The sequence below is a fragment of the Escherichia sp. MOD1-EC5990 genome, from assembly GCF_002965285.1.
GTDB lineage: Bacteria > Pseudomonadota > Gammaproteobacteria > Enterobacterales > Enterobacteriaceae > Escherichia > Escherichia coli_F.
This window is the reverse complement of the sequence record NZ_PTRV01000006.1, coordinates 115,780-137,005: the sequence shown is the minus strand read 5'-3', so window position 1 is coordinate 137,005 and position 21,226 is coordinate 115,780. Positions and strand designations below refer to the sequence as shown.

25 protein-coding genes are annotated in these 21,226 nt (G+C 50.2%); 12 read left to right on the top strand and 13 right to left on the bottom strand.

Annotated features, from left to right (window positions below; translation table 11 throughout):
- Positions 1–58 precede the first annotated feature (58 nt).
- Both nimT and BEB42_RS09415 read left to right on the top strand, forming a co-directional pair.
- On the top strand, positions 59–1,240 hold the full coding sequence (gene nimT, locus BEB42_RS09420; protein ID WP_000128490.1) for a 2-nitroimidazole transporter: 1,182 nt from the start codon (positions 59–61) through the stop codon (positions 1,238–1,240).
- Between the two features lie 54 nt (positions 1,241–1,294).
- A complete protein-coding gene (locus BEB42_RS09415; protein ID WP_001354723.1) occupies positions 1,295–1,642 on the top strand; it encodes a DUF488 domain-containing protein in 348 nt (115 codons plus the stop codon).
- A 21-nt stretch (positions 1,643–1,663) separates the two neighbouring features.
- Here BEB42_RS09415 and yoaF read toward each other — a convergent pair whose 3' ends face one another.
- Entirely contained in the window at positions 1,664–1,918 is a 255-nt protein-coding gene (gene yoaF, locus BEB42_RS09410) for a DUF333 domain-containing lipoprotein YoaF (protein ID WP_105267312.1), read from the bottom strand.
- Positions 1,919–2,100: 182 nt separating this feature from the next.
- On the opposite strand from yoaF, the gene dgcP reads away from it, so the two are divergent.
- The 3 genes from dgcP to yoaJ are packed head-to-tail and all read left to right on the top strand — an operon-like array spanning position 2,101 to position 3,334.
- Positions 2,101–3,126 (top strand): diguanylate cyclase DgcP, encoded by a 1,026-nt coding sequence (dgcP, locus tag BEB42_RS09405; protein ID WP_024212062.1) that lies wholly within the window; start codon positions 2,101–2,103, stop codon positions 3,124–3,126.
- 32 nt (positions 3,127–3,158) lie between these two features.
- Positions 3,159–3,257, top strand: a complete 99-nt coding sequence (locus BEB42_RS09400; protein ID WP_001219350.1) for a YoaK family small membrane protein — start codon at positions 3,159–3,161, stop codon at positions 3,255–3,257.
- A 2-nt stretch (positions 3,258–3,259) separates the two neighbouring features.
- On the top strand, positions 3,260–3,334 hold the full coding sequence (yoaJ, locus tag BEB42_RS09395; RefSeq protein WP_001386836.1) for a protein YoaJ: 75 nt from the start codon (positions 3,260–3,262) through the stop codon (positions 3,332–3,334).
- Positions 3,335–3,392: 58 nt separating this feature from the next.
- Here the strand turns inward: yoaJ and BEB42_RS09390 are convergent, their stop codons facing one another.
- The 5 genes from BEB42_RS09390 to dmlR all read right to left on the bottom strand — a co-directional run bounded on the left by BEB42_RS09390 (position 3,393) and on the right by dmlR (position 6,195).
- A complete protein-coding gene (locus tag BEB42_RS09390; protein ID WP_000512153.1) occupies positions 3,393–3,641 on the bottom strand; it encodes a GlsB/YeaQ/YmgE family stress response membrane protein in 249 nt (82 codons plus the stop codon).
- 147 nt (positions 3,642–3,788) lie between these two features.
- Complete coding sequence (locus BEB42_RS09385) at positions 3,789–3,971, bottom strand: DUF1869 domain-containing protein (protein ID WP_000513737.1); 183 nt, start codon at positions 3,969–3,971, stop codon at positions 3,789–3,791.
- 3 nt (positions 3,972–3,974) lie between these two features.
- On the bottom strand, positions 3,975–4,334 hold the full coding sequence (yeaR, locus tag BEB42_RS09380) for a DUF1971 domain-containing protein YeaR (protein WP_105267311.1): 360 nt from the start codon (positions 4,332–4,334) through the stop codon (positions 3,975–3,977).
- Between the two features lie 172 nt (positions 4,335–4,506).
- On the bottom strand, positions 4,507–5,145 hold the full coding sequence (leuE, locus tag BEB42_RS09375; RefSeq protein WP_000457194.1) for a leucine efflux protein LeuE: 639 nt from the start codon (positions 5,143–5,145) through the stop codon (positions 4,507–4,509).
- Positions 5,146–5,271: 126 nt separating this feature from the next.
- Positions 5,272–6,195 carry a DNA-binding transcriptional regulator DmlR gene (gene dmlR / locus BEB42_RS09370; protein WP_001353156.1) on the bottom strand — a complete coding sequence of 308 codons (924 nt, stop codon included), beginning with the start codon at positions 6,193–6,195 and terminating at the stop codon, positions 5,272–5,274.
- Between the two features lie 102 nt (positions 6,196–6,297).
- Here dmlR and dmlA point away from each other — a divergent pair, with 102 nt between their 5' ends.
- The 4 genes from dmlA to yeaX all read left to right on the top strand — a co-directional run bounded on the left by dmlA (position 6,298) and on the right by yeaX (position 11,420).
- Entirely contained in the window at positions 6,298–7,383 is a 1,086-nt protein-coding gene (gene dmlA, locus BEB42_RS09365; protein ID WP_000978494.1) for a multifunctional D-malate/3-isopropylmalate/tartarate dehydrogenase, read from the top strand.
- Between the two features lie 249 nt (positions 7,384–7,632).
- A complete protein-coding gene (gene yeaV / locus BEB42_RS09360; RefSeq protein WP_105267310.1) occupies positions 7,633–9,243 on the top strand; it encodes a BCCT family transporter YeaV in 1,611 nt (536 codons plus the stop codon).
- A gap of 31 nt (positions 9,244–9,274) precedes the next feature.
- Positions 9,275–10,399 (top strand): carnitine monooxygenase, oxygenase subunit YeaW, encoded by a 1,125-nt coding sequence (gene yeaW / locus BEB42_RS09355; RefSeq protein ID WP_032184400.1) that lies wholly within the window; start codon positions 9,275–9,277, stop codon positions 10,397–10,399.
- A 55-nt stretch (positions 10,400–10,454) separates the two neighbouring features.
- Positions 10,455–11,420: a carnitine monooxygenase reductase subunit YeaX gene (gene yeaX / locus BEB42_RS09350; protein ID WP_105267309.1), complete on the top strand. Its 966-nt coding sequence runs from the start codon at positions 10,455–10,457 to the stop codon at positions 11,418–11,420.
- A 53-nt stretch (positions 11,421–11,473) separates the two neighbouring features.
- Here the strand turns inward: yeaX and rnd are convergent, their stop codons facing one another.
- The 5 genes from rnd to BEB42_RS09325 all read right to left on the bottom strand — a co-directional run bounded on the left by rnd (position 11,474) and on the right by BEB42_RS09325 (position 17,844).
- Positions 11,474–12,589: a ribonuclease D gene (rnd, locus tag BEB42_RS09345; protein ID WP_123058305.1), complete on the bottom strand. Its 1,116-nt coding sequence runs from the start codon at positions 12,587–12,589 to the stop codon at positions 11,474–11,476.
- 81 nt (positions 12,590–12,670) lie between these two features.
- Positions 12,671–14,356: a long-chain-fatty-acid--CoA ligase FadD gene (gene fadD, locus BEB42_RS09340; protein ID WP_000758422.1), complete on the bottom strand. Its 1,686-nt coding sequence runs from the start codon at positions 14,354–14,356 to the stop codon at positions 12,671–12,673.
- A gap of 204 nt (positions 14,357–14,560) precedes the next feature.
- A complete protein-coding gene (yeaY, locus tag BEB42_RS09335; RefSeq protein WP_105267307.1) occupies positions 14,561–15,142 on the bottom strand; it encodes a Slp family lipoprotein YeaY in 582 nt (193 codons plus the stop codon).
- 38 nt (positions 15,143–15,180) lie between these two features.
- Positions 15,181–15,876, bottom strand: coding sequence for a tRNA (adenosine(37)-N6)-threonylcarbamoyltransferase complex dimerization subunit type 1 TsaB (tsaB, locus tag BEB42_RS09330; RefSeq protein WP_039020732.1), 696 nt, complete (start codon positions 15,874–15,876; stop codon positions 15,181–15,183).
- A 57-nt stretch (positions 15,877–15,933) separates the two neighbouring features.
- Positions 15,934–17,844 carry an ATP-dependent DNA helicase gene (locus BEB42_RS09325; protein ID WP_000128847.1) on the bottom strand — a complete coding sequence of 637 codons (1,911 nt, stop codon included), beginning with the start codon at positions 17,842–17,844 and terminating at the stop codon, positions 15,934–15,936.
- A 131-nt stretch (positions 17,845–17,975) separates the two neighbouring features.
- Here BEB42_RS09325 and BEB42_RS09320 point away from each other — a divergent pair, with 131 nt between their 5' ends.
- Both BEB42_RS09320 and BEB42_RS09315 read left to right on the top strand, forming a co-directional pair.
- Positions 17,976–18,320 (top strand): RidA family protein, encoded by a 345-nt coding sequence (locus BEB42_RS09320; RefSeq protein ID WP_024218636.1) that lies wholly within the window; start codon positions 17,976–17,978, stop codon positions 18,318–18,320.
- A gap of 440 nt (positions 18,321–18,760) precedes the next feature.
- The gene (locus BEB42_RS09315; RefSeq protein ID WP_001112000.1) at positions 18,761–19,060 is read left to right on the top strand and encodes a DUF1889 family protein; all 300 of its coding nucleotides are present in this window, start codon (positions 18,761–18,763) and stop codon (positions 19,058–19,060) included.
- 89 nt (positions 19,061–19,149) lie between these two features.
- On the opposite strand, the gene BEB42_RS09310 is transcribed toward BEB42_RS09315, so the two are convergent.
- Both BEB42_RS09310 and BEB42_RS09305 read right to left on the bottom strand, forming a co-directional pair.
- A complete protein-coding gene (locus tag BEB42_RS09310) occupies positions 19,150–19,602 on the bottom strand; it encodes a pentapeptide repeat-containing protein (protein WP_000618093.1) in 453 nt (150 codons plus the stop codon).
- A 6-nt stretch (positions 19,603–19,608) separates the two neighbouring features.
- The gene (locus BEB42_RS09305) at positions 19,609–19,788 is read right to left on the bottom strand and encodes a YoaH family protein (RefSeq protein ID WP_000457334.1); all 180 of its coding nucleotides are present in this window, start codon (positions 19,786–19,788) and stop codon (positions 19,609–19,611) included.
- Between the two features lie 73 nt (positions 19,789–19,861).
- Here BEB42_RS09305 and pabB point away from each other — a divergent pair, with 73 nt between their 5' ends.
- Positions 19,862–21,223: an aminodeoxychorismate synthase component 1 gene (gene pabB, locus BEB42_RS09300; protein WP_105267306.1), complete on the top strand. Its 1,362-nt coding sequence runs from the start codon at positions 19,862–19,864 to the stop codon at positions 21,221–21,223.
- Positions 21,224–21,226: the final 3 nt, after the last annotated feature.

The window sequence follows — 21,226 nt, the reverse complement described above, 5'->3', positions numbered from 1 at the left end:
ATTCAACATAACAATAAAAACGGTAAGGTACAGCCTCGTTTGTAACAATGAGAAGCATATGACCTGTTCAACTTCATTAAGCGGCAAAAACAGGATTGTCCTTATCGCTGGCATTCTGATGATTGCCACAACATTACGCGTCACCTTTACCGGCGCAGCACCGTTACTGGATACGATTCGTTCCGCTTACTCGCTGACGACGGCGCAAACCGGCTTATTGACCACCCTGCCATTATTAGCCTTTGCGCTAATCTCACCTCTGGCTGCCCCGGTGGCGCGACGTTTTGGTATGGAACGTAGCCTGTTTGCCGCGTTACTTTTGATCTGTGCTGGTATTGCAATTCGCTCTCTCCCTTCGCCTTACTTATTATTTGGCGGTACAGCGGTCATTGGCGGTGGGATTGCATTAGGCAATGTCTTACTGCCAGGATTAATTAAACGCGATTTCCCTCATTCCGTCGCCAGACTTACCGGCGCATATTCCCTGACAATGGGAGCTGCTGCGGCACTGGGATCGGCTATGGTCGTGCCGCTGGCTTTGAACGGTTTTGGCTGGCAAGGCGCGTTGCTCATGCTGATGTGTTTTCCTCTGCTGGCTCTTTTTTTATGGCTGCCACAGTGGCGAAGTCAACAACATGCAAATTTGAGTACCTCACGCGCCTTACATACTCGGGGTATCTGGCGTTCGCCGCTTGCCTGGCAGGTAACATTGTTTCTTGGGATCAACTCACTGGTCTATTACGTGATTATTGGCTGGCTTCCGGCGATCCTCATCAGTCACGGCTATAGCGAAGCACAGGCGGGTTCACTGCATGGTTTGCTGCAACTAGCCACAGCAGCTCCCGGTTTGCTGATCCCACTTTTCTTACATCATGTGAAAGATCAGCGTGGTATTGCAGCATTCGTTGCCTTGATGTGCGCAGTGGGCGCGGTTGGGCTCTGCTTTATGCCAGCACACGCGATCACCTGGACTCTGCTTTTCGGTTTTGGTTCCGGCGCAACAATGATACTGGGGTTGACGTTCATTGGTCTGCGGGCAAGTTCTGCGCATCAGGCGGCGGCACTCTCGGGGATGGCACAATCCGTCGGGTATTTGCTGGCAGCCTGTGGGCCGCCGCTGATGGGTAAAATACACGATGCTAACGGTGACTGGTCCGTACCACTGATGGGTGTTGCAATACTTTCACTACTGATGGCGATTTTCGGACTTTGCGCCGGGAGAGACAAAGAAATTCGCTAATATCCGGTGCTATAGTGACGTGACAAATCATGCGTGAAAGGGAGAACAAATACGATGAATATTCAGTGCAAACGCGTTTATGATCCGGCTGAACAGAGCGATGGTTATCGCGTACTGGTCGACCGCCTCTGGCCGCGCGGTATCAAGAAAACCGATTTAGCCCTTGATGAGTGGGATAAAGAAATCACGCCGTCAACGGAACTGCGCAAAGCCTTTCACGGCGAAGTCGTCGATTTTGCAACCTTTCGCGAGCAATATCTTGCAGAACTGACGCAACACGAGCAAGAAGGAAAGCGGCTGGCGGACATCGCCAAAAAACAGCCGCTAACCCTGCTCTACTCAGCAAAAAACACCACGCAGAACCATGCACTGGTGCTGGCCGACTGGCTACGTAGCTTGTGATTTTAGTGCAGCATCCGGCGGTTATTTTTCACCAGCCGGATGGTCCCGTCGCCACAATGCCCATTCATCAATCGTTTCACCGCCCGGTAATTTGCAATTGTTGCAGACCCCTTGCGCTGTCTGCACAGGAATGAGCGCCCCGCCCTTCTGCTGGCAATAGACCGACGCCGGATTTGCCATACCAATCTGCGGCGGTTTAGGTGCTTCTGGCTGAGAAGGGGTTGAACAACCAGCCAGGACCAGCAAGCAAGGCAGAACAAAACTGATAATTTTCATTTATTGATCTCACATATTTATCCAGGCTTAGAGTATCGCGGTATCGTTTTGTTTTGCAGCACTATTTTTATTACATTCACTCAAAACATATTACGCCTTGTTTCATCTTTGTTGATGATGTTTTATCATGCCTGCAAAGATTAAATAATCAGCATTTACCCGCCGTATCCTGGAGTTGTTTTGTGTCAGATCAGATTATCGCCCGCGTCTCGCAATCCCTTGCCAAAGAACAGTCACTGGAAAGTCTGGTCCGACAGCTTCTGGAGATGCTGGAAATGGTCACTGATATGGAGTCAACCTACCTGACCAAAGTGGATGTCGAAGCGCGCCTGCAGCATATTATGTTTGCCCGTAATAGCCAGAAAATGCACATCCCGGAGAATTTTACCGTCTCGTGGGATTACTCGTTATGCAAGCGTGCCATTGATGAAAACTGCTTTTTCAGCGATGAAGTCCCCGACCGTTGGGGCGACTGTATTGCGGCACGAAATCTTGGCATCACCACATTTCTGAGCACGCCAATTCACTTACCGGATGGATCATTCTATGGCACACTTTGCGCCGCCAGCAGTGAGAAGCGCCAGTGGAGTGAACGCGCGGAACAGGTTTTACAGCTATTCGCCGGACTGATTGCACAATATATTCAAAAAGAGGCGCTGGTTGAACAGCTGCGCGAAGCCAATGCCGCACTGATTGCGCAATCGTATACCGACTCGTTAACCGGGCTACCGAATCGGCGGGCGATTTTTGAAAACCTGACGACGCTGTTTTCTCTTGCGAGGCATCTTAACCATAAGATAATGATCGCATTTATCGATCTGGATAACTTCAAATTAATCAATGATCGTTTTGGTCATAATAGTGGCGATCTGTTTCTTATTCAGGTTGGCGAGCGCCTTAATACGCTCCAGCAAAATGGCGAAGTTATTGGTCGTCTCGGCGGTGATGAGTTTTTGGTTGTTTCACTGAACAATGAGAATGCGGATATTCCATCGCTGCGAGAACGTATTCAACAGCAAATACGCGGAGAATATCACTTAGGTGATGTTGATTTGTATTATCCTGGTGCCAGTCTTGGCATAGTAGAAGTCGATCCTGAAACGACCGATGCAGACAGCGCCCTGCATGCTGCCGATATCGCGATGTATCAGGAGAAAAAACACAAACAGAAAACACCTTTTGTCGCGCATTCAGCGCTACATTCCTGAGGCGTATTCACATCCTTTTGATTGGTGATAACATGCGAATCGGTATTATTTTTCCGGTTGTAATCTTTATTACAGCGGTCGTATTTTTAGCATGGTTTTTTATTGGCGGCTATGCTGCCCCGGGAGCGTAAAGATGAAAAAAACAACGATTATTATGATGGGCGTAGCGATTATTGTCGTTCTCGGCACTGAGTTGGGATGGTGGTAACGTCACATCTAAAAAATAGCAAAGGCTGCCTGTGTGCAGCCTTTGTGCAATTTACGCGTTAACTTTTGATCTTTCTGTAGATAAACAGCACGACAATCGCACCAATAACGGCAACCACGAAGCTGCCAAAATTGAAGCCATCGACTTTACCAAAGCCAAACAGCGTGCTGATCCATCCGCCGACTACGGCACCGACTATCCCCAGCAGGATAGTCATAAAGAATCCACCACCATCTTTACCTGGCATGATCCACTTCGCCAGAATACCGGCAATAAGCCCAAAAATAATCCATGACAGAATGCCCATTGTTTCCTCACTTATCTGTTTTGCATTAGCGGGTTAGTCGCTGATAAAAAGCATAGCACAACATCAGGAGGGCAAGATTTGTGACAAGCATCACGGAGGATTTTTTTGCGATGGCGCAGAAATTGCGCCATCTACGATCAGTGATAATTACCAACCACAAACATCATGTTCGTTTTCCGTGTCATAAGAACGCACGGTATTCACCAGATCTTTTATCACTTCAGCCGCCACTTCTGGCACCAGCAAAGTCATCGGCGTCTCTGTTTCATAATCGACAGAAACACCATTGCTGTTATTGGTGACGGTCACGGTATACGTTGCTTTGCCCATGATTCATTTCCCGTTATGAATGACTTTCCGTTGTTGCGCGCCTTCCATCAGGACTTCAGGAGCAACGAAGAAGTCAATGTTGAAATAAGTATCGTCAGTCATGGTTTCAATGTTGTGCCACTTTTCTGGCGGAAACACCGCAAACTGCCCCGCTTCGATAAGGATCACCTGATCAGGCTCTGCACTGTGTTCATCAGCGTAGCCGAGATATTTGACCGCCCCATGCATAACGGAAAGGCGTAGGTATACCCCTGGGCGCGTTCCTTTATCAAGATGACGTTCGAATATTCCGGCAGGCGCAGTTTGTTTATTCCAGAAAGGCGTTGAGCGCGTATGAATATAATTCTGTGGGATTTGCAGCATCCTTTTCCCTCCTTCGATGAATGTGCTGAAAACAGTTTATTTCAGCCGTTTCAGGGTACGCCTGATAATTTGCATTTTAAATACCATTTATTGGTTACTCTTTAGCACCGTATCAGCGATGAATAAGGAAAGATTACAGGCAGGAAGCCCGCGATAACGCGGGCTGAAAGCATTAGGACTGCAGCGTCGCCAGTCGGGCGGCAAAACCTACGAACATCAAACCAATCAGTGAGTTGCCCACTTTAGCCAGTTTCTTTTTGGTACGTATGTACTGTGTGACAAAAGCACCAGAAATAATCAGGAAGCTCAAATAGCAGAAACTCACCAGTTCCAGCGTCGTCGCCAGAATAAAGAATGAAATTCCCGTATGTGGAGCATTAACATCGATAAACTGTACAAAAAACGACACATAGAACAAAATGGCTTTCGGATTAGTCAGGCTCAAAATTAACGCGCGCTTAAAGATGGCACCGTATTGGGGCTCGTCGGATTTGACCTCGCTATTTTTACCCTTCAGGGTCGCGTAGAGAATTTTACTCCCCAGGTAGAGCAAATAAAACGCACCAAGATAACGTACAATGTTGAATAATATCGGGGTGGTTTTAATTAATGTCGCCACTCCGGCCCATGCCAGAAACATCAATACTGCATCGCCAATAAATACGCCACAGGCCGCAAGATAGCCGCCTTTGATACCGCTACTGACGCTATTTTTGAGTACAAACAGGGTATTTGGCCCTGGCACCAACACAATAAAAATGGCTCCAACCAGATAGGTCCAGTAATTCAGTACCCCGTATTCAGCGAACACATTAACCTCTTTAATTATCTATCGATCATGCGCGATTAAAGGTGAATATGCTAACCAATCTCTAGCGGCTTAGAAAGGAGAAAATCAGGGTTTAACCTGATATCAACCCGATAATTGAATCATTAATCAGGCGTGGTCCAGTGAAAAATTCGGGTAGTGCTCGGCAAAATACTGGCGTAAAAATTCTACCGTTATCCGCACTTTCGCTGACGTCGCCAGCCTTGAAACATAAACGGCCCAGACATTTGCTGGCTGGTAATACTCCGGTAGCACTTGCACTAAATGACCACTGGCAATATTTTCGCTGACATCCCACCAGGAGCGTAGCGCAATCCCCTGACCATCAAGACACCACTGATGTACAATTTCTCCATGATTAGACGACAGCGGGCCGGTGACTTTAATCGCATGGTGGCCTTCTTTATTGCGTAATTGCCAGATACCAAAAGGATGATCGCGCTCTTTAATGACCAGGCACGGCAATGCAGAAAGGTCGGTTAAATGTTTCGGCGTGCCATATTGCGCAATAAATTCCGGCGAAGCGCAGAGAATGCGGTAATTGGTCGCCAGTTTGCGGGCGATTAAATTAGGGGCGATGTCATCGCCAATGCGAATATCGAGATCGACGCCTTCATTGACCAAATCGACCAACCGGTCTTCCACATCAAAACGTAATTCCAGTTGCGGATACGCTTTCGCCAGCGCTGATAACGCCGGAGCCACTACCTGTCGTCCAAAACCAAAGCTGCTGATAATACGCAGCATCCCCTGCGGCACCTGACGCACGTCAGAAAGTTCGTCCATCATTTGACCGACATCCTGCAAAATCCGCTGCGCCCATTCATAAATCCGCTCTCCTTCTTCGGTAATGGTGACGCGGCGGGTGGTGCGGTGTAACAACACCACGTTTAGCGTTTGCTCCAGCAAGGCGATGCGTTTGCTGACAAAAGCCGGTGAAACACCCAATTCTTCTGCCACGGAGGCAAAACCAGCCCGGCGAGCCACCAGCATAAAGACGCGCAAATCGTTCAGCAGCGGTAAATTATTCATGATTCGTGTTTTATGTTTCACCAGTTACGGGGATTAATTCCTTTTCAGTCAATTATAGGATGAGGGTATTGTCAATTTTGATGGTCAGGAAGTGAGAACCCAATGATGAAAACGATGCGTATTGCTGCGATCCCGGGAGACGGGATTGGCAAAGAAGTCCTTCCTGAAGGGATTCGCGTGTTACAGGCTGCCGCTGAGCGCTGGGGCTTCGCCTTGAGTTTTGAGCAAATGGAGTGGGCGAGCTGCGAGTATTACAGCCATCACGGTAAAATGATGCCGGACGACTGGCATGAGCAACTTAGCCGTTTCGACGCCATCTATTTTGGTGCCGTCGGCTGGCCGGATACCGTTCCGGACCATATTTCGTTGTGGGGTTCGCTGCTGAAATTTCGTCGTGAGTTCGACCAGTACGTCAACCTGCGCCCGGTTCGTCTCTTTCCTGGCGTTCCCTGCCCGCTGGCGGGAAAACAGCCTGGCGACATCGATTTTTACGTGGTCAGGGAAAACACCGAAGGCGAATATTCCTCGCTCGGCGGTAGAGTGAATGAAGGTACAGAGCATGAAGTCGTCATTCAGGAATCGGTATTTACTCGTCGTGGTGTCGATCGTATTTTGCGCTATGCCTTTGAACTTGCGCAAAGCCGCCCACGTAAGACGCTAACTTCTGCCACTAAATCGAACGGTTTAGCCATCAGCATGCCGTACTGGGATGAGCGAGTGGAAGCAATGGCTGAGAATTACCCGGAGATCCGCTGGGACAAGCAGCATATTGATATTCTCTGCGCACGTTTTGTGATGCAGCCGGAACGCTTCGATGTGGTGGTGGCGTCTAATTTGTTTGGCGATATTCTTTCCGATCTTGGCCCGGCCTGCACCGGCACCATCGGCATTGCCCCATCCGCCAACCTGAATCCAGAACGCACTTTCCCGTCGCTCTTCGAGCCAGTCCACGGTTCCGCGCCGGATATCTACGGGAAAAATATTGCTAACCCTATCGCCACAATTTGGGCCGGTGCAATGATGCTCGATTTTCTCGGCAATGGCGATGAGCGTTTCCAGCAAGCGCATAACGGTATTCTGGCCGCGATTGAAGAAGTGATTGCTCACGGGCCGAAAACACCTGATATGAAAGGCAATGCCACCACGCCACAGGTTGCCGACGCGATTTGCAAAATTATTTTGCGTTAAGGTCAAACCAGTTTATTTGAACCGCGTCACTGACGCGGTTTTTTTATTCGTTCTTTGCAGTAAATAACCTGCGTCATTTCACCTTTTATTGTTTCCGTTTCGTGTTTTATGGCTTTCCGTATTCTTAATTGTTTAATTTATGTAACATGTAAATAATCAATTTGTTAAACACAACATACAACTCATATCCTGCAAATAATTACAACTGGCAAAAGCCAGAGACGGGCTTTTATGCCCAGGAGATGACTCATGATGAGCAATGTTAAGAAAAAAGATGTGCCGTTGATAAGCATCAGCCTGGTGGCCATTCTTTTCATCGCAGCTGCATTAAGCCTTTTCCCACAACAATCGGCCGACGCGGCCAACGCAATATACACTTTTGTTACGCGTACGTTAGGTTCCGCCGTACAGGTATTGGTTTTGCTGGCAATGGGACTGGTGATTTATTTAGCCACCAGTAAATACGGCAATATTCGTCTTGGCGAAGGAAAACCGGAATACAGCACGCTCTCCTGGCTGTTTATGTTTATTTGTGCAGGTTTAGGTTCTTCTACGCTTTATTGGGGGGTTGCTGAATGGGCCTATTATTATCAAACGCCTGGATTAAATATCGCACCGCGTTCACAACAGGCACTCGAATTTAGCGTTCCCTACTCCTTCTTCCACTGGGGCATCAGCGCCTGGGCAACTTATACGCTGGCCTCATTAATCATGGCTTATCACTTTCATGTGCGGAAAAATAAAGGGCTGAGCCTTTCCGGCATTATTGCTGCTATTACCGGCGTTCGCCCGCAAGGCCCGTGGGGGAAACTGGTCGATTTGATGTTCCTGATCGCCACTGTCGGCGCACTGACCATTTCCCTTGTTGTCACCGCAGCAACCTTTACCCGTGGGCTTTCCGCGCTGACCGGTTTACCCGATAACTTTACCGTACAGGCATTTGTGATCCTGCTTTCCGGCGGCATTTTTTGCCTAAGCTCGTGGATTGGTATCAACAACGGTTTGCAACGTCTAAGCAAAATGGTTGGCTGGGGCGCGTTCCTGCTGCCATTACTGGTGCTGATTGTCGGTCCAACCGAATTTATTACCAACAGCATCATCAATGCCATCGGCCTGACCACGCAAAACTTCCTGCAAATGAGCTTATTCACCGATCCGCTTGGCGATGGTTCATTTACCCGCAACTGGACCGTTTTCTACTGGCTGTGGTGGATCTCATACACCCCTGGCGTAGCAATGTTTGTCACCCGAGTTTCGCGCGGTCGTAAGATTAAAGAAGTTATCTGGGGACTGATCCTCGGCAGCACCGTCGGTTGCTGGTTCTTCTTCGGCGTAATGGAAAGCTATGCCATTCATCAGTTTATCAATGGCGTAATCAACGTCCCACAGGTGCTGGAAACACTGGGCGGCGAAACAGCTGTGCAGCAAGTTCTGATGTCTCTACCAGCCGGTAAATTGTTCCTCGCGGCCTATCTGGGCGTGATGATTATCTTCCTCGCCTCGCATATGGATGCGGTGGCTTACACCATGGCGGCGACCAGCACGCGTAATCTCCAGGAAGGTGACGATCCTGACCGTGGGCTGCGTCTGTTCTGGTGCGTAGTGATCACTCTGATCCCGCTTTCCATCTTGTTTACCGGTGCTTCGCTGGAAACAATGAAAACTACCGTCGTCCTCACTGCCCTTCCCTTCCTCGCCATTTTACTGGTGAAAGTCGGCGGATTTGTTCGCTGGCTGAAACAGGATTACGCCGACATTCCGGCTCATCAAGTTGAACATTATCTCCCGCAGACACCGGTTGAAGCCCCGGGAAAAGCGCCAGTGCTTCCTGCTGGAACCGTATTCAAAGGCGACAACTGAACGCCATCATCCTAACGATAAAGGTATCCCTATGAGCAATCTGAGCCCTGACTTTGTACTACCCGAAAATTTTTGCGCTAACCCACAAGAGGCGTGGACCATTCCTGCCCGTTTTTATACCGATCAGAACGCGTTTGAACACGAAAAAGAGAACGTCTTCGCCAAAAGCTGGATTTGCGTCGCTCACAGCAGCGAACTGGCGAATGCCAATGATTATGTGACGCGTGAGATCATTGGCGAAAGCATCGTGCTGGTACGCGGTCGTGATAAGGTTTTGCGCGCGTTCTATAACGTTTGCCCGCACCGTGGTCATCAGTTATTGAGCGGCGAAGGGAAAGCGAAAAATGTGATTACCTGCCCGTATCACGCCTGGGCATTCAAACTCGATGGCAACCTGGCCCATGCGCGTAACTGCGAAAACGTCGCCAATTTCGATAGCGACAAAGCGCAACTGGTTCCAGTACGTCTGGAAGAATATGCCGGATTCGTCTTCATCAACATGGACCCCAACGCCACCAGCGTAGAAGATCAGTTACCCGGTCTGGGGGCGAAAGTGCTGGAAGCCTGCCCGGAAGTCCACAACCTGAAACTGGCGGCTCGCTTTACCACCCGCACGCCTGCCAACTGGAAGAACATTGTCGATAACTATCTCGAGTGCTATCACTGTGGTCCGGCGCATCCAGGTTTCTCCGACTCCGTTCAGGTTGATCGTTACTGGCACACCATGCACGGTAACTGGACGCTACAGTACGGTTTCGCCAAACCGTCCGAACAGTCTTTCAAATTCGAAGAGGGCACGGATGCGGCATTCCATGGTTTCTGGCTGTGGCCGTGCACGATGCTGAACGTCACCCCGATCAAAGGCATGATGACGGTCATTTATGAATTCCCGGTGGATTCTGAAACTACCCTGCAAAACTACGATATTTACTTCACCAATGAAGAGTTAACCGACGAGCAAAAATCACTGATTGAGTGGTATCGCGACGTGTTCCGTCCGGAAGATTTACGTCTGGTTGAAAGCGTACAGAAAGGGCTGAAATCGCGTGGCTATCGTGGTCAGGGGCGCATCATGGCTGACAGTAGCGGTAGCGGAATTTCCGAACATGGTATCGCCCATTTCCATAATCTGCTGGCGCAGGTGTTTAAGGACTAATGACATCGGCGGCGGTATTTTCCGCCGCTGGGCTGATTTTTGATGGAGTACAGCAATGTCAGACTATCAAATGTTTGAAGTACAGGTGAGCCAGGTTGAACCGCTTACCGAACAGGTGAAACGCTTCACGCTGGTGGCAACCGATGGCAAACCATTACCTGCGTTTACTGGAGGAAGTCACATCATTGTGCAGATGAGCGATGGTGATAACCAGTACAGCAATGCGTATTCACTCCTGAGCTCGCCGCATGACACCTCTAGTTATCAGATTGCCGTTCGGCTGGAAGAAAACTCGCGCGGTGGTTCGCGCTTTTTGCATCAGCAGGTGAAAGCAGGCGATCGGTTGACCATTTCGACGCCTAATAATCTGTTTGCGCTAATTCCCTCGGCCAGAAAGCATCTGTTTATCGCGGGCGGTATTGGTATCACCCCTTTCCTGTCGCACATGGCAGAGTTGCAATACAGCGACATCGACTGGCAGTTACATTACTGCTCGCGAAATCCAGAAAGTTGCGCATTTCGTGATGAGCTAGTCCAGCATCCGCAGGCCGAGAAAGTCCATTTGCATCATTCATCAACCGGAACACGACTGGAATTAGCGCGATTATTGGCGGATATCGAACCTGGCACACATGTTTATACCTGTGGCCCCGAGGCGCTAAATGAGGCGGTAAGAAGTGAAGCTGCGCGTCTGGACATCGCCACCGATACGCTACACTTTGAGCAATTTGCTATCGAAGACAAAACCGGCGATGCATTTACGCTGGTGCTTGCCCGTTCCGGAAAAGAGTTTGTGGTGCCGGAAGAGATGACTATTTTGCAGGTTATTGAAAATAGTAAAGCAGCGAAAGTGGAATGTTTATGTCGTGAAGGGGTATGCGGAACCTGCGAAACGGCAATACTGGAAGGTGAAGCTGACCATCGGGATCAGTATTTTAGCGATGAAGAGCGTGCCAGCCAGCAAAGTATGTTGATCTGTTGTTCACGCGCGAAGGGTAAACGCCTGGTGTTGGATTTGTAGTTTGCCGAAGCCGGATGTGGCGCTGAGCGCGCCCAGTCCGGCTTCGGAAGATTTTACTGTGGATATTCCTGCAATAAATTGTGTAATGCTTCCGCCATCAGCTCACCACGCCAGCCGGAAATCAGCTCCGGCAAATTGTTCTGCGGTTTCAGTTTCCAGTGCCAGTTCAGCAGCTGGTTGATTTGCCGACGCGATGCCAGCAATTCAGCGCTGATCTTGTGCGTTTCGCTCACGTCAGTAATCAGCGACTTAATGGCTTTAAACGCTTTGCGATAACCCGGCATATCCATCAGGTTAAGCATCGGCTGCGGTAAGGCCTCTTCCGGCAATGCCTGCGCTTTTTCCACCAGCGCCAGCAGCGTTTTACCGTGGAAGCGGATTTCGCTACCGGATAAGCCCAGGCTGTCCAGTTCGCCTAAACTTCCCGGCATATAACGCGCTACCGACCACAAATGCTCTTCACGCACGACAAAGTTCACCGCCAGATCGCGCTCCCGCGCCTTACGCAGTCGCCAGTCGGCTAACAGTTGCAGACAGGCCAGTTGGCGTGTGCGTAACTGCCAGGCATTGGTGATATCACGCCATGCATCTTCCGGTGCAACGACTTCCTGACGACGCATTTGCATCAGGCGGCATTCATCCAGCGCCGCAGGTAGCCAGCCGGAGGCCTCCGTTTCTACCATAAGCTTTGCGGTGATCGGTAACAGATACCAGACATCCGCCGCTGCGTATTCACACTGACGTTCGGTCAGCGGTCTGGCCAGCCAGTCGGTGCGCGATTCACTCTTGTCCAGCGTAACGCCGGAATACTCTTCAACCATGGAAGCAAAACCCCATGACATCGGGCGTCCGCAGAAGGCAGCAAGGATTTGCGTGTCAATCAAGGGTTGTGGTAATTCGCCAAAGACATTGAGGAACACTTCCAGATCTTCACTGCCCGCATGGAGAAATTTTGTGATGGACTGATCGCGCAGTATCGCTTTCAGCGGTGACCAGTCGGAGATCCCGAGAGGATCAATTAGCGCCAGATGCTCACCATCAAAAAGTTGAATTAGACCCAGTTGCGGGTAATAGGTGCGCGTACGAACAAATTCAGTATCCAGGGCTATCGCCGGAAAGGCACGGACGGCTTCACACAAAGAAGCCAGCGCATCGTCCGTGGTAATCATTTGGTAATTCAAATTGTATTCTCTTTAGTGGGCGTCAAAAAAAACGCCGGATTAACCGGCGTCTGACGACTGACTTAACGCTCAGGCTTTATTGTCCACTTTGCCGCGCGCTTCGTCACGTAATTCTCGTCGCAAAATTTTTCCGACGTTAGATTTCGGTAACTCATCACGAAACTCCACCAGCTTCGGTACTTTGTAGCCCGTGAGCTGACGGCGGCAAAAAGTCACCAGTGACTCTTCGGTAAGCGATGGATCTTTTTTCACAACGAAGATTTTCACCGCTTCACCACTTGAGCCGGAAGGTACGCCAACAGCCGCGACTTCCTGTACGCCAGGATGCTGCATGACGACATCTTCAATCTCGTTGGGATAGACGTTAAAACCGGAAACCAGAATCATGTCTTTTTTGCGATCGACAATGCGCAGGAATCCTTCTTCATCCATCACCGCGATATCGCCGGTGTGTAACCAGCCATTTTTGATGATTTCATCGGTAGCATCCGGACGCTGCCAGTAACCCAGCATCACCTGCGGTCCTTTGACACAAAGCTCACCCGGTTGACCCGGTGGTACTTCGTTATCATCATCATCCACCAGTTTGGCTTCCGTCGACGGCACCGGCAAACCGATGCTACCACTATGATAATCAATATCATACGGGTTAACGCTGACCAGCGGCGCACACTCGGTCAGGCCATAACCTTCCAGCAGATACTGTCCTGTCAGTTTCACCCAACGTTCTGCCACCACTTGTTGAACAGGCATACCACCGCCTGCAGAAAGATGCAGACTGGAGAAATCCAGCTGCTGGAACTCTTTATTGTTCAGCAACGCATTGAACAAGGTGTTAACGCCGGTTATCGCGGTAAACGGATATTTCGCTAACTCTTTTACCAACCCCGGAATATCGCGCGGGTTAGTGATAAGCAAGTTCTGCCCACCCAGTTCAATAAACAGCAGGCAGTTAATGGTCAGCGCAAAAATGTGATACAGCGGCAGTGCCGTCACCACCAGCTCTTTGCCCGGATGCAACAGCGGCCCGTAAGTCGCGTTAACTTGTTCCAAATTCGCCAGCATATTGCGGTGAGTCAGCATCGCGCCTTTCGCCACACCAGTGGTACCGCCGGTATATTGCAGGAAAGCTAAATCTTCCGGCACCAGTTCGGGTTTGACGTACTGCATCCGGTAGCCGTTATGCAGTGCGCTGCGAAATGAGATGGCATCTGGCAGATGGTATTTCGGCACCAGACGCTTGATGTATTTAACAACGAAGTTGACTACCGTGCCTTTTGCCGTGGATAGCTGATCGCCCATACGGGTCAGAATTACGTGCTGAACGGCGGTTTTATCAACCACTTTTTCCAGAGTGTGGGCAAAGTTAGACACGATAACAATCGCCGATGCGCCGCTATCGTTAAGCTGATGCTCAAGTTCACGCGGGGTATACAACGGGTTAACGTTTACGACAATCATCCCGGCACGCAAAATGCCAAACAGCGCCACCGGATATTGCAATAAGTTAGGCATCATCAACGCAACGCGATCGCCTTTCTTCAGTCCCAACCCTTGTTGCAAATAAGCGGCAAACGCGCGACTGCGTTCTTCCAGTTTGCGGAAGGTCATCACCTCCCCCATATTCACAAACGCGGGTTGATCGGCGTAGCGCGCGACCGACTGCTCAAACATATCTACCAGAGATTGATAACGGTCAGGGTTGATCTCCGTCGGAACGTCCGCGGGATAACGGTTAAGCCAAACCTTCTTCAATTCTTCACCTCTAAAATGCGTGTTCGTCGTCATCGCAACCCCAAATGATATACATGCCGTTAACATAATATTAACTCATCATACCAGCTTGATAATTACCCAACGAAAAGGTTGCGAAGCGCGTCACTATTTATTTTTATCTTTACCGTAAGAATGCAGAAACAGCGGACCAGCCGCTGTTTCTTTTTCTTTAAAAACAAGCAATTATTCAGTTACAACAGTTTGTACTCTCGCGGGGCCGGGATTATACCAGCCCCATCCACCGTAGCCATAGGGCCAGCCACGACCGCCATAAAACCATGGATCAATCGGCTGAGGCGGCATAATCACCTGCTGGGTTAAATGCCAACGTTTGTAACCCGTTACCTGCATCACCATAAATTTATAGGGCGTGTTGCCGATTTTGCCGTCAACCGCACTGGTGATTGGCCCGACTACCGTAACCAGTTGTCCACGGAAATCCACCGGATCAAGAAAACCGTTCACATCGGCATAAATGCGCCCGCGTGAAGGTTCTCCCAAAGTTGGTCTGGCTCCGCTGTCGAGCGGTACGGTAGCAATTTCCAGGCGGGTTTTCCCTTGCTGGTTTTGTACCGCAACCACTTTGCCACCAAAGCGTGCCTCCTGACCAACGTACAGCTGCGGCGCACTCATCACCCGAACTAAATCTTGTTGCGGCGTGGGACTGCTGCCTTTAATGGCGTCCGGCACAGTAACACAACCGCTGAGCATTAGCGCAAACGTACCTGCTAGTATGCCTTTGATAACATTCTTTTGAACCGCCATGATGCGACTCCTTTTTTCTCAGGGCATACTCTTAAGATTCATTCTTTGCCAGGAAGTTTCTTCCACGCGACGTTGTTACGTAAATAAACCGGTTCGGCATGTTCTACCGCGACGGTTTTTCCCTCGGCAAACATCTGACAAGCAATCGGCAGCATATCTTCTGCAGCGGGCAGTAACACATCGCCATCGCGCAGGGCCAACCCGCTCTCTTTACCGAGATCCGGCCAGGCTTGCCAGCCCGTACCCACGGTTACCCATTCGCCGGAAAGCTGTTGCAACCGTTCATGAACGAGTTCTGGTTTCAGTACGGCTTCTGTTTCTTCGCCGTGCCAGACGCCGTTTTCATCGCGCTGATATTCGGCCCAGTAAACTTCCCCCATTCGCGCGTCAATGGCTGCCAGCACGCGGGTTGCGCCGTTTTTGCGCCACGCCCCTTGCGCCATGGTCATGAGCGTGGAAACGCCAATCATCGGCAGATCCGCGCCAAGCGCCAGCCCCTGCGCAATACCAATACCAATGCGCACGCCGGTAAAGCTACCGGGGCCGCGCCCGTAAGCCAGAGCGTTAATATCAGTCAGGGAAGTTCCGCTGGTGGTCAGGATATCCTGCACCATCGGTAAGATTCGTTGAGTATGTTCACGAGGGCAAAGCTCAAAATGAGCGTTGACAGTACCGTCGTTCCACAGGGCGACAGAGCAGGCCTCTGTCGCGGTATCGATAGCCAGAATTCGCATGGGTCTTCGTGCTTAGATCAATAAAAAGGCGCGCATCATACCATACTCCATCACAAATTACCTGGAGGATGGTATCGCAAGGAAACGAACCGCACGGGCAATGTCACGGGTGCGCGGCGCTGGCGGCAGACTGGCGAGAAACGTCGCGCCGTAAGGGCGCATCACCAGCCGATTGTCGCAAATCACCAAAACCCCTCGATCGTCGGCGTCGCGAATCAGTCGCCCTACTCCCTGCTTGAGAGTAATGACCGCATCCGGCAGTTGTACTTCATCGAACGGGTCACCACCGCGCAAACGGCAATCTTCCATGCGCGCTTTTAACAACGGGTCATCCGGGGAGGTAAACGGCAACTTGTCGATAATCACCAGTGACAATGTATCGCCACGCACGTCCACCCCCTCCCAGAAACTGCTGGTCGCCACAAGCAGCGCGTTACCGGCGCTGACAAACTGCTGTAGCAGTTGGCCTTTGCTGGTTTCCCCCTGCAACAACACGGGAAGCGTCATGGTAGCGCGGAACTGCTCGGCCAGATCGCGCATCATGGCGTGCGAGGTACAAAGCATAAAACAACGACCGTTGTTAGCTTCGATGATCGGTCGCAACATTGCCGCCAGTTGCCGTGCGGAGCCCGGTTGATTGGTTTGCGGCAGGTTGCGCGGCACACAGAGTAACGCCTGGCGGCTGTAATCAAACGGGCTGGGTAACAGCAACGACTCCGCCTGTTCTATCCCAAGCCGCGAGGTGAAATGATGCAGATCGTCGTTCACCGACAGCGTTGCTGAGGTGAAGATCCAGCTACCTGGTTTTTGCGCCATTAATTCTTTGAATTTATCCGCCACGCTGAGCGGCGTGAGTGCCAGAGTAAAATGGCGCGAAGTGCATTCGTACCAGTAGCTGTAGCCCGGCTGATTGATCTCTTTTAGCCGTTTCAGCCGCGTACGATACAACGTGGCGCGTTCAAATGCCGCATCCAGCAAGGCGGAACGCCCCAGCGACAGTTTCGCCACGTCATAACAAAGTTCCAGGGTGTCATCGAGCAGTAAAAATGCCCGCTGAATTTGCGGATTAGCTAACAGCTCGCGCAGGTTGCCGCGATAGCCCGGCTCACCGAGTTGCAGGCGAAAATCCTGCGCGCTCTGGGCAAGGCGGTCGGCGCACTTTTGTAACTGCTGGGTGTCTTTTAATTCGGTGCGGTAGGCGATGGTGATGTCTTTTGCCAGGTCGAGCAGTTGTCGACTGGAGAGTGACTGACCAAAATACTGGCTGGCAATGTCAGGCAGTTGGTGGGCTTCGTCGAAGATCATCACGTCAGCTTCCGGGATCAGTTCGCCAAATCCACTCTCTTTCACCACCATATCCGCCAGAAAGAGATGATGGTTTACCACCACCACATCGGCGTCCATCGCTTTTTTGCGTGCTTTGACCACAAAGCAATCTTTATACATCGGGCAGTCGCTGCCAAGGCAGTTGTCGTTGGTGCTGGTGACCAGCGGCCACGCCTGTGAATCTTCCGCCACGCTGACGCAGGTGCTGATATCACCATCGACTGTTTGATTAGACCAGGAGCGCAGCAGGATCACATCGCTTAAAATTTGTACCGGTAGATCGCCACCCGCCAGCGCCTGCTGTTCGAGACGTTCGAGGCAGAGGTAGTTAGAGCGCCCTTTCAGCAACGCCACGTTGCCCGTATATTTCAACGCCTTTGAAACCGTTGGCAAATCGCGGCTGTAGAGCTGATCCTGCAACGCTTTTGAGCCGGTCGAGATAATGACTTTCTTTTTCGCCCGCAGCGCAGGGGCCAGGTAAGCGTAGGTTTTGCCCGTACCGGTTCCTGCTTCCACCACCAGCGGCTGGCCTTTTTCTATCGCCTGGGTGACGGCTACCGCCATCTGTCGCTGTGGTTCTCGCGGCTTAAAGCCTGGTATCGCTTTCGCCAGCTGACCGTCTGGTGCAAAATCGTCCGTCACACTACCCCCTGTTGATTTGAACAGGGATTATGTCAGGATGAGGGCGCTTTCGCCAGTTGAAGTGGTGACGGCGACCTCACATTGTGGCAGTCTTTGCAGCACGAAAATGGAAGGATAATGAGGACAAAATGATGACTATCGTTCGTATCGATGCTGAAGCCCGCTGGTCTGATGTAGTAATCCACAACAACACGCTCTACTACACTGGTGTACCGGAAAACCTCGACGCCAATGCCTTTGAGCAAACCGCCAACACGCTGGCGCAGATTGACGCCGTGCTGGAAAAACAGGGCAGCAATAAATCGAGCATTCTGGATGCCACCATTTTCCTGGCTGATAAAAACGACTTCGCGGCGATGAATAAAGCGTGGGATGCCTGGGTTGTCGCGGGTCATGCGCCGGTGCGCTGCACGGTACAAGCGGGTTTGATGAACCCGAAGTACAAGGTTGAAATTAAGATTATCGCGGCGGTTTAATTTCAGAAAAAGAATTCTGTCACGGCAAAAGTCGCACAATAATTTATCGAAAACACTGGCCGACTTTGAATAAAACGGTCAGTGTTTTAGATGTGTAATACCCCTTCAGGTCATTTATTCTTCATTTTTATCGATTCGTTGTTATTTATACACAATTGATATTAATCAGCAAAATCAAATTATTATGCTAACTCCCTGATTAGCCTACTTTGGTTTTCTTCTTGCTATCTTTCTTGCTTGAAAACCTGGGCTGAAGCGTTTCTACTTACAGTTAATTTGCGGTACATCACTACATAACAGACTATGACCTGCTACCTTTAAAACACCTGAATGTCAATAGGTTAACTAATGAGATATCGTTATAATCCCTTTGATATTGGACGCAATTTAAGGTCATATATAGCCTTATTGTTCACATGGTTAATTTTAAGGAAAAGAATATGCCTGCAGTAATAGATAAAGCTCTGGATTTTATTGGTGCCATGGATGTATCAGCATCAACACCAAGTTCTATGAATGAAAGTACGGCGAAGGGAATATTTAAATATTTGCATGACCTGGGTGTACCCGCCAGTTCCGCCGATATTACTGCGCGAGCCGATCAGGAAGGCTGGAATCCTGGATTCACGGAAAAAATGGTGGGATGGGCAAAAAAAATGGAGTCTGGTGAACGTATTGTGATTAAAAACCCAGAATACTTTTCGTCGTACATGCAGGAAGAACTCAAAGCACTGGTTTGAGTTAATTCTCTATCAGCAAAAATTGACCAGGGCGCTTTTGTTGACCACATAAAAGCGTCTTTTTCTTGCCATCATAAACCCCGCCAAATTCAATCAACCAACACAGCCCCGTTAATCCTTGGATAAAACTCTGCGGGCCAGACAGTTCGTTTGTCATAATGCGCCCCGTTAAAACAAACATTCTGAAGATGTGTCGATGAAAAATTAGCACCTCTTAAATCGGTGTCGGTAAAATCTGCCCCACAAAGTCGTGCATGCCTAAAATCAGCATCAATGGGTCGTGACTGAGCAAAATTACAATTGGTCAGATCGGCGCTGTTTAACCAGGCACACATCAGTGCGCTGGACGAGAGGTCGGCCCCAATCAGGGACGCGTTGATAAAACTGATATTACGCAGATGCGCATGATTAAACCGCGCGCCGTCCAGGCACATACCGTCAAAAATGGCACGATGTAAGTTCATGCCGGAAAAATCCCAGCCGATGAGGCTATCCGTATCAAGATACAGGGCGTCATCCGTGACGAAATCGATACGGATCATTTTGTGTTACTCGTCTTCATCCTCAAATCGCGCCACAATCCGCTCACCGGAATGGTTGGCACGCAGCTCTTCTGCCACCAACGCGATTGCCTGGCCGCTGCTCATCCCTTGTGCCATCAGTTCCTGGATCCGCTCGACGGCTTTTTGCTGCTGTTCATGGGTGAGTGAAGGTAAACCTGCAAACATTGTTAACTCCTGCTAAATTGTTGGCGCTAATTATTTCATGCTACCCAGCACATAGCCAGTAGAGTCAGGACTGATGAAGACGTTATCTCCCGCTGTGATTACTTTACCCTGGCGTCAGGACGCCGCTGAATTTTATTTCTCCCGCTTAAGCCACCAGCCGTGGGCGATGCTTTTGCACTCCGGTTATGCCGATCATCCGCATAGTCGCTTTGATATTGTGGTCGCCGAGCCGATTTGCACTTTAACCACTTTCGGTAAAGAAACCGTTGTTAGTGAAAGCGAAAAACGCACAACGACCACTGATGACCCGCTACAGGTGCTCCAGCAGGTGCTGGATCGCGCAGACATTCGCCCAGCGCATAACGAAGATTTGCCATTTCAGGGCGGCGCGCTGGGGTTGTTTGGCTACGATCTGGGCCGCCGTTTTGAGTCACTGCCAGAAATTGCGCAGCAAGATATCGTTCTGCCGGATATGGCTGTGGGTATCTACGACTGGGCACTCATTGTCGACCACCAGCGTCAAACAGTTTCTTTGCTGAGTCATAATGATGTCAATGCCCGTCGGGCCTGGCTGGAAAGCCAGCAATTCTCGCCGCAGGAAGATTTCACGCTCACTTCCGACTGGCAATCCAATATGACCCGTGAGCTGTACGGCGAAAAATTTCGCCGGGTACAGGAATATCTGCACAGCGGTGATTGCTATCAGGTGAATCTCGCCCAGCGTTTCCATGCGACCTATTCTGGCGATGAATGGCAGGCATTCCTTCAGCTTAATCAGGCCAACCGCGCGCCATTTAGCGCTTTTTTACGTCTTGAACAGGGCGCGATTTTAAGCCTTTCGCCAGAGCGGTTTATTCTTTGTGATAATAGTGAAATCCAGACCCGCCCGATTAAAGGCACGCTACCACGCCTGCCCGATCCTCAGGAAGATAGCAAACAAGCAGAAAAACTGGCGAACTCAGCGAAAGATCGTGCCGAAAATCTGATGATTGTCGATTTAATGCGTAATGATATCGGTCGTGTTGCCCTAGCAGGTTCGGTAAAAGTACCAGAGCTGTTCGTGGTGGAACCCTTCCCTGCCGTGCATCATCTGGTCAGCACCATAACGGCGCAACTACCAGAACAGTTACACACCAGCGATCTGCTGCGCGCAGCTTTTCCTGGTGGCTCAATAACTGGAGCACCGAAAGTACGGGCTATGGAAATTATCGACGAACTGGAACCGCAGCGACGCAATGCCTGGTGCGGCAGCATTGGCTATTTGAGCTTTTGCGGCAACATGGATACCAGCATTACTATCCGCACGCTGACTGCCATTAACGGACAAATATACTGCTCTGCGGGCGGTGGAATTGTCGCCGATAGCCAGGAAGAAGCGGAATATCAGGAAACTTTTGATAAAGTTAATAAGATATTACGCCAACTGGAGAAGTAAGAC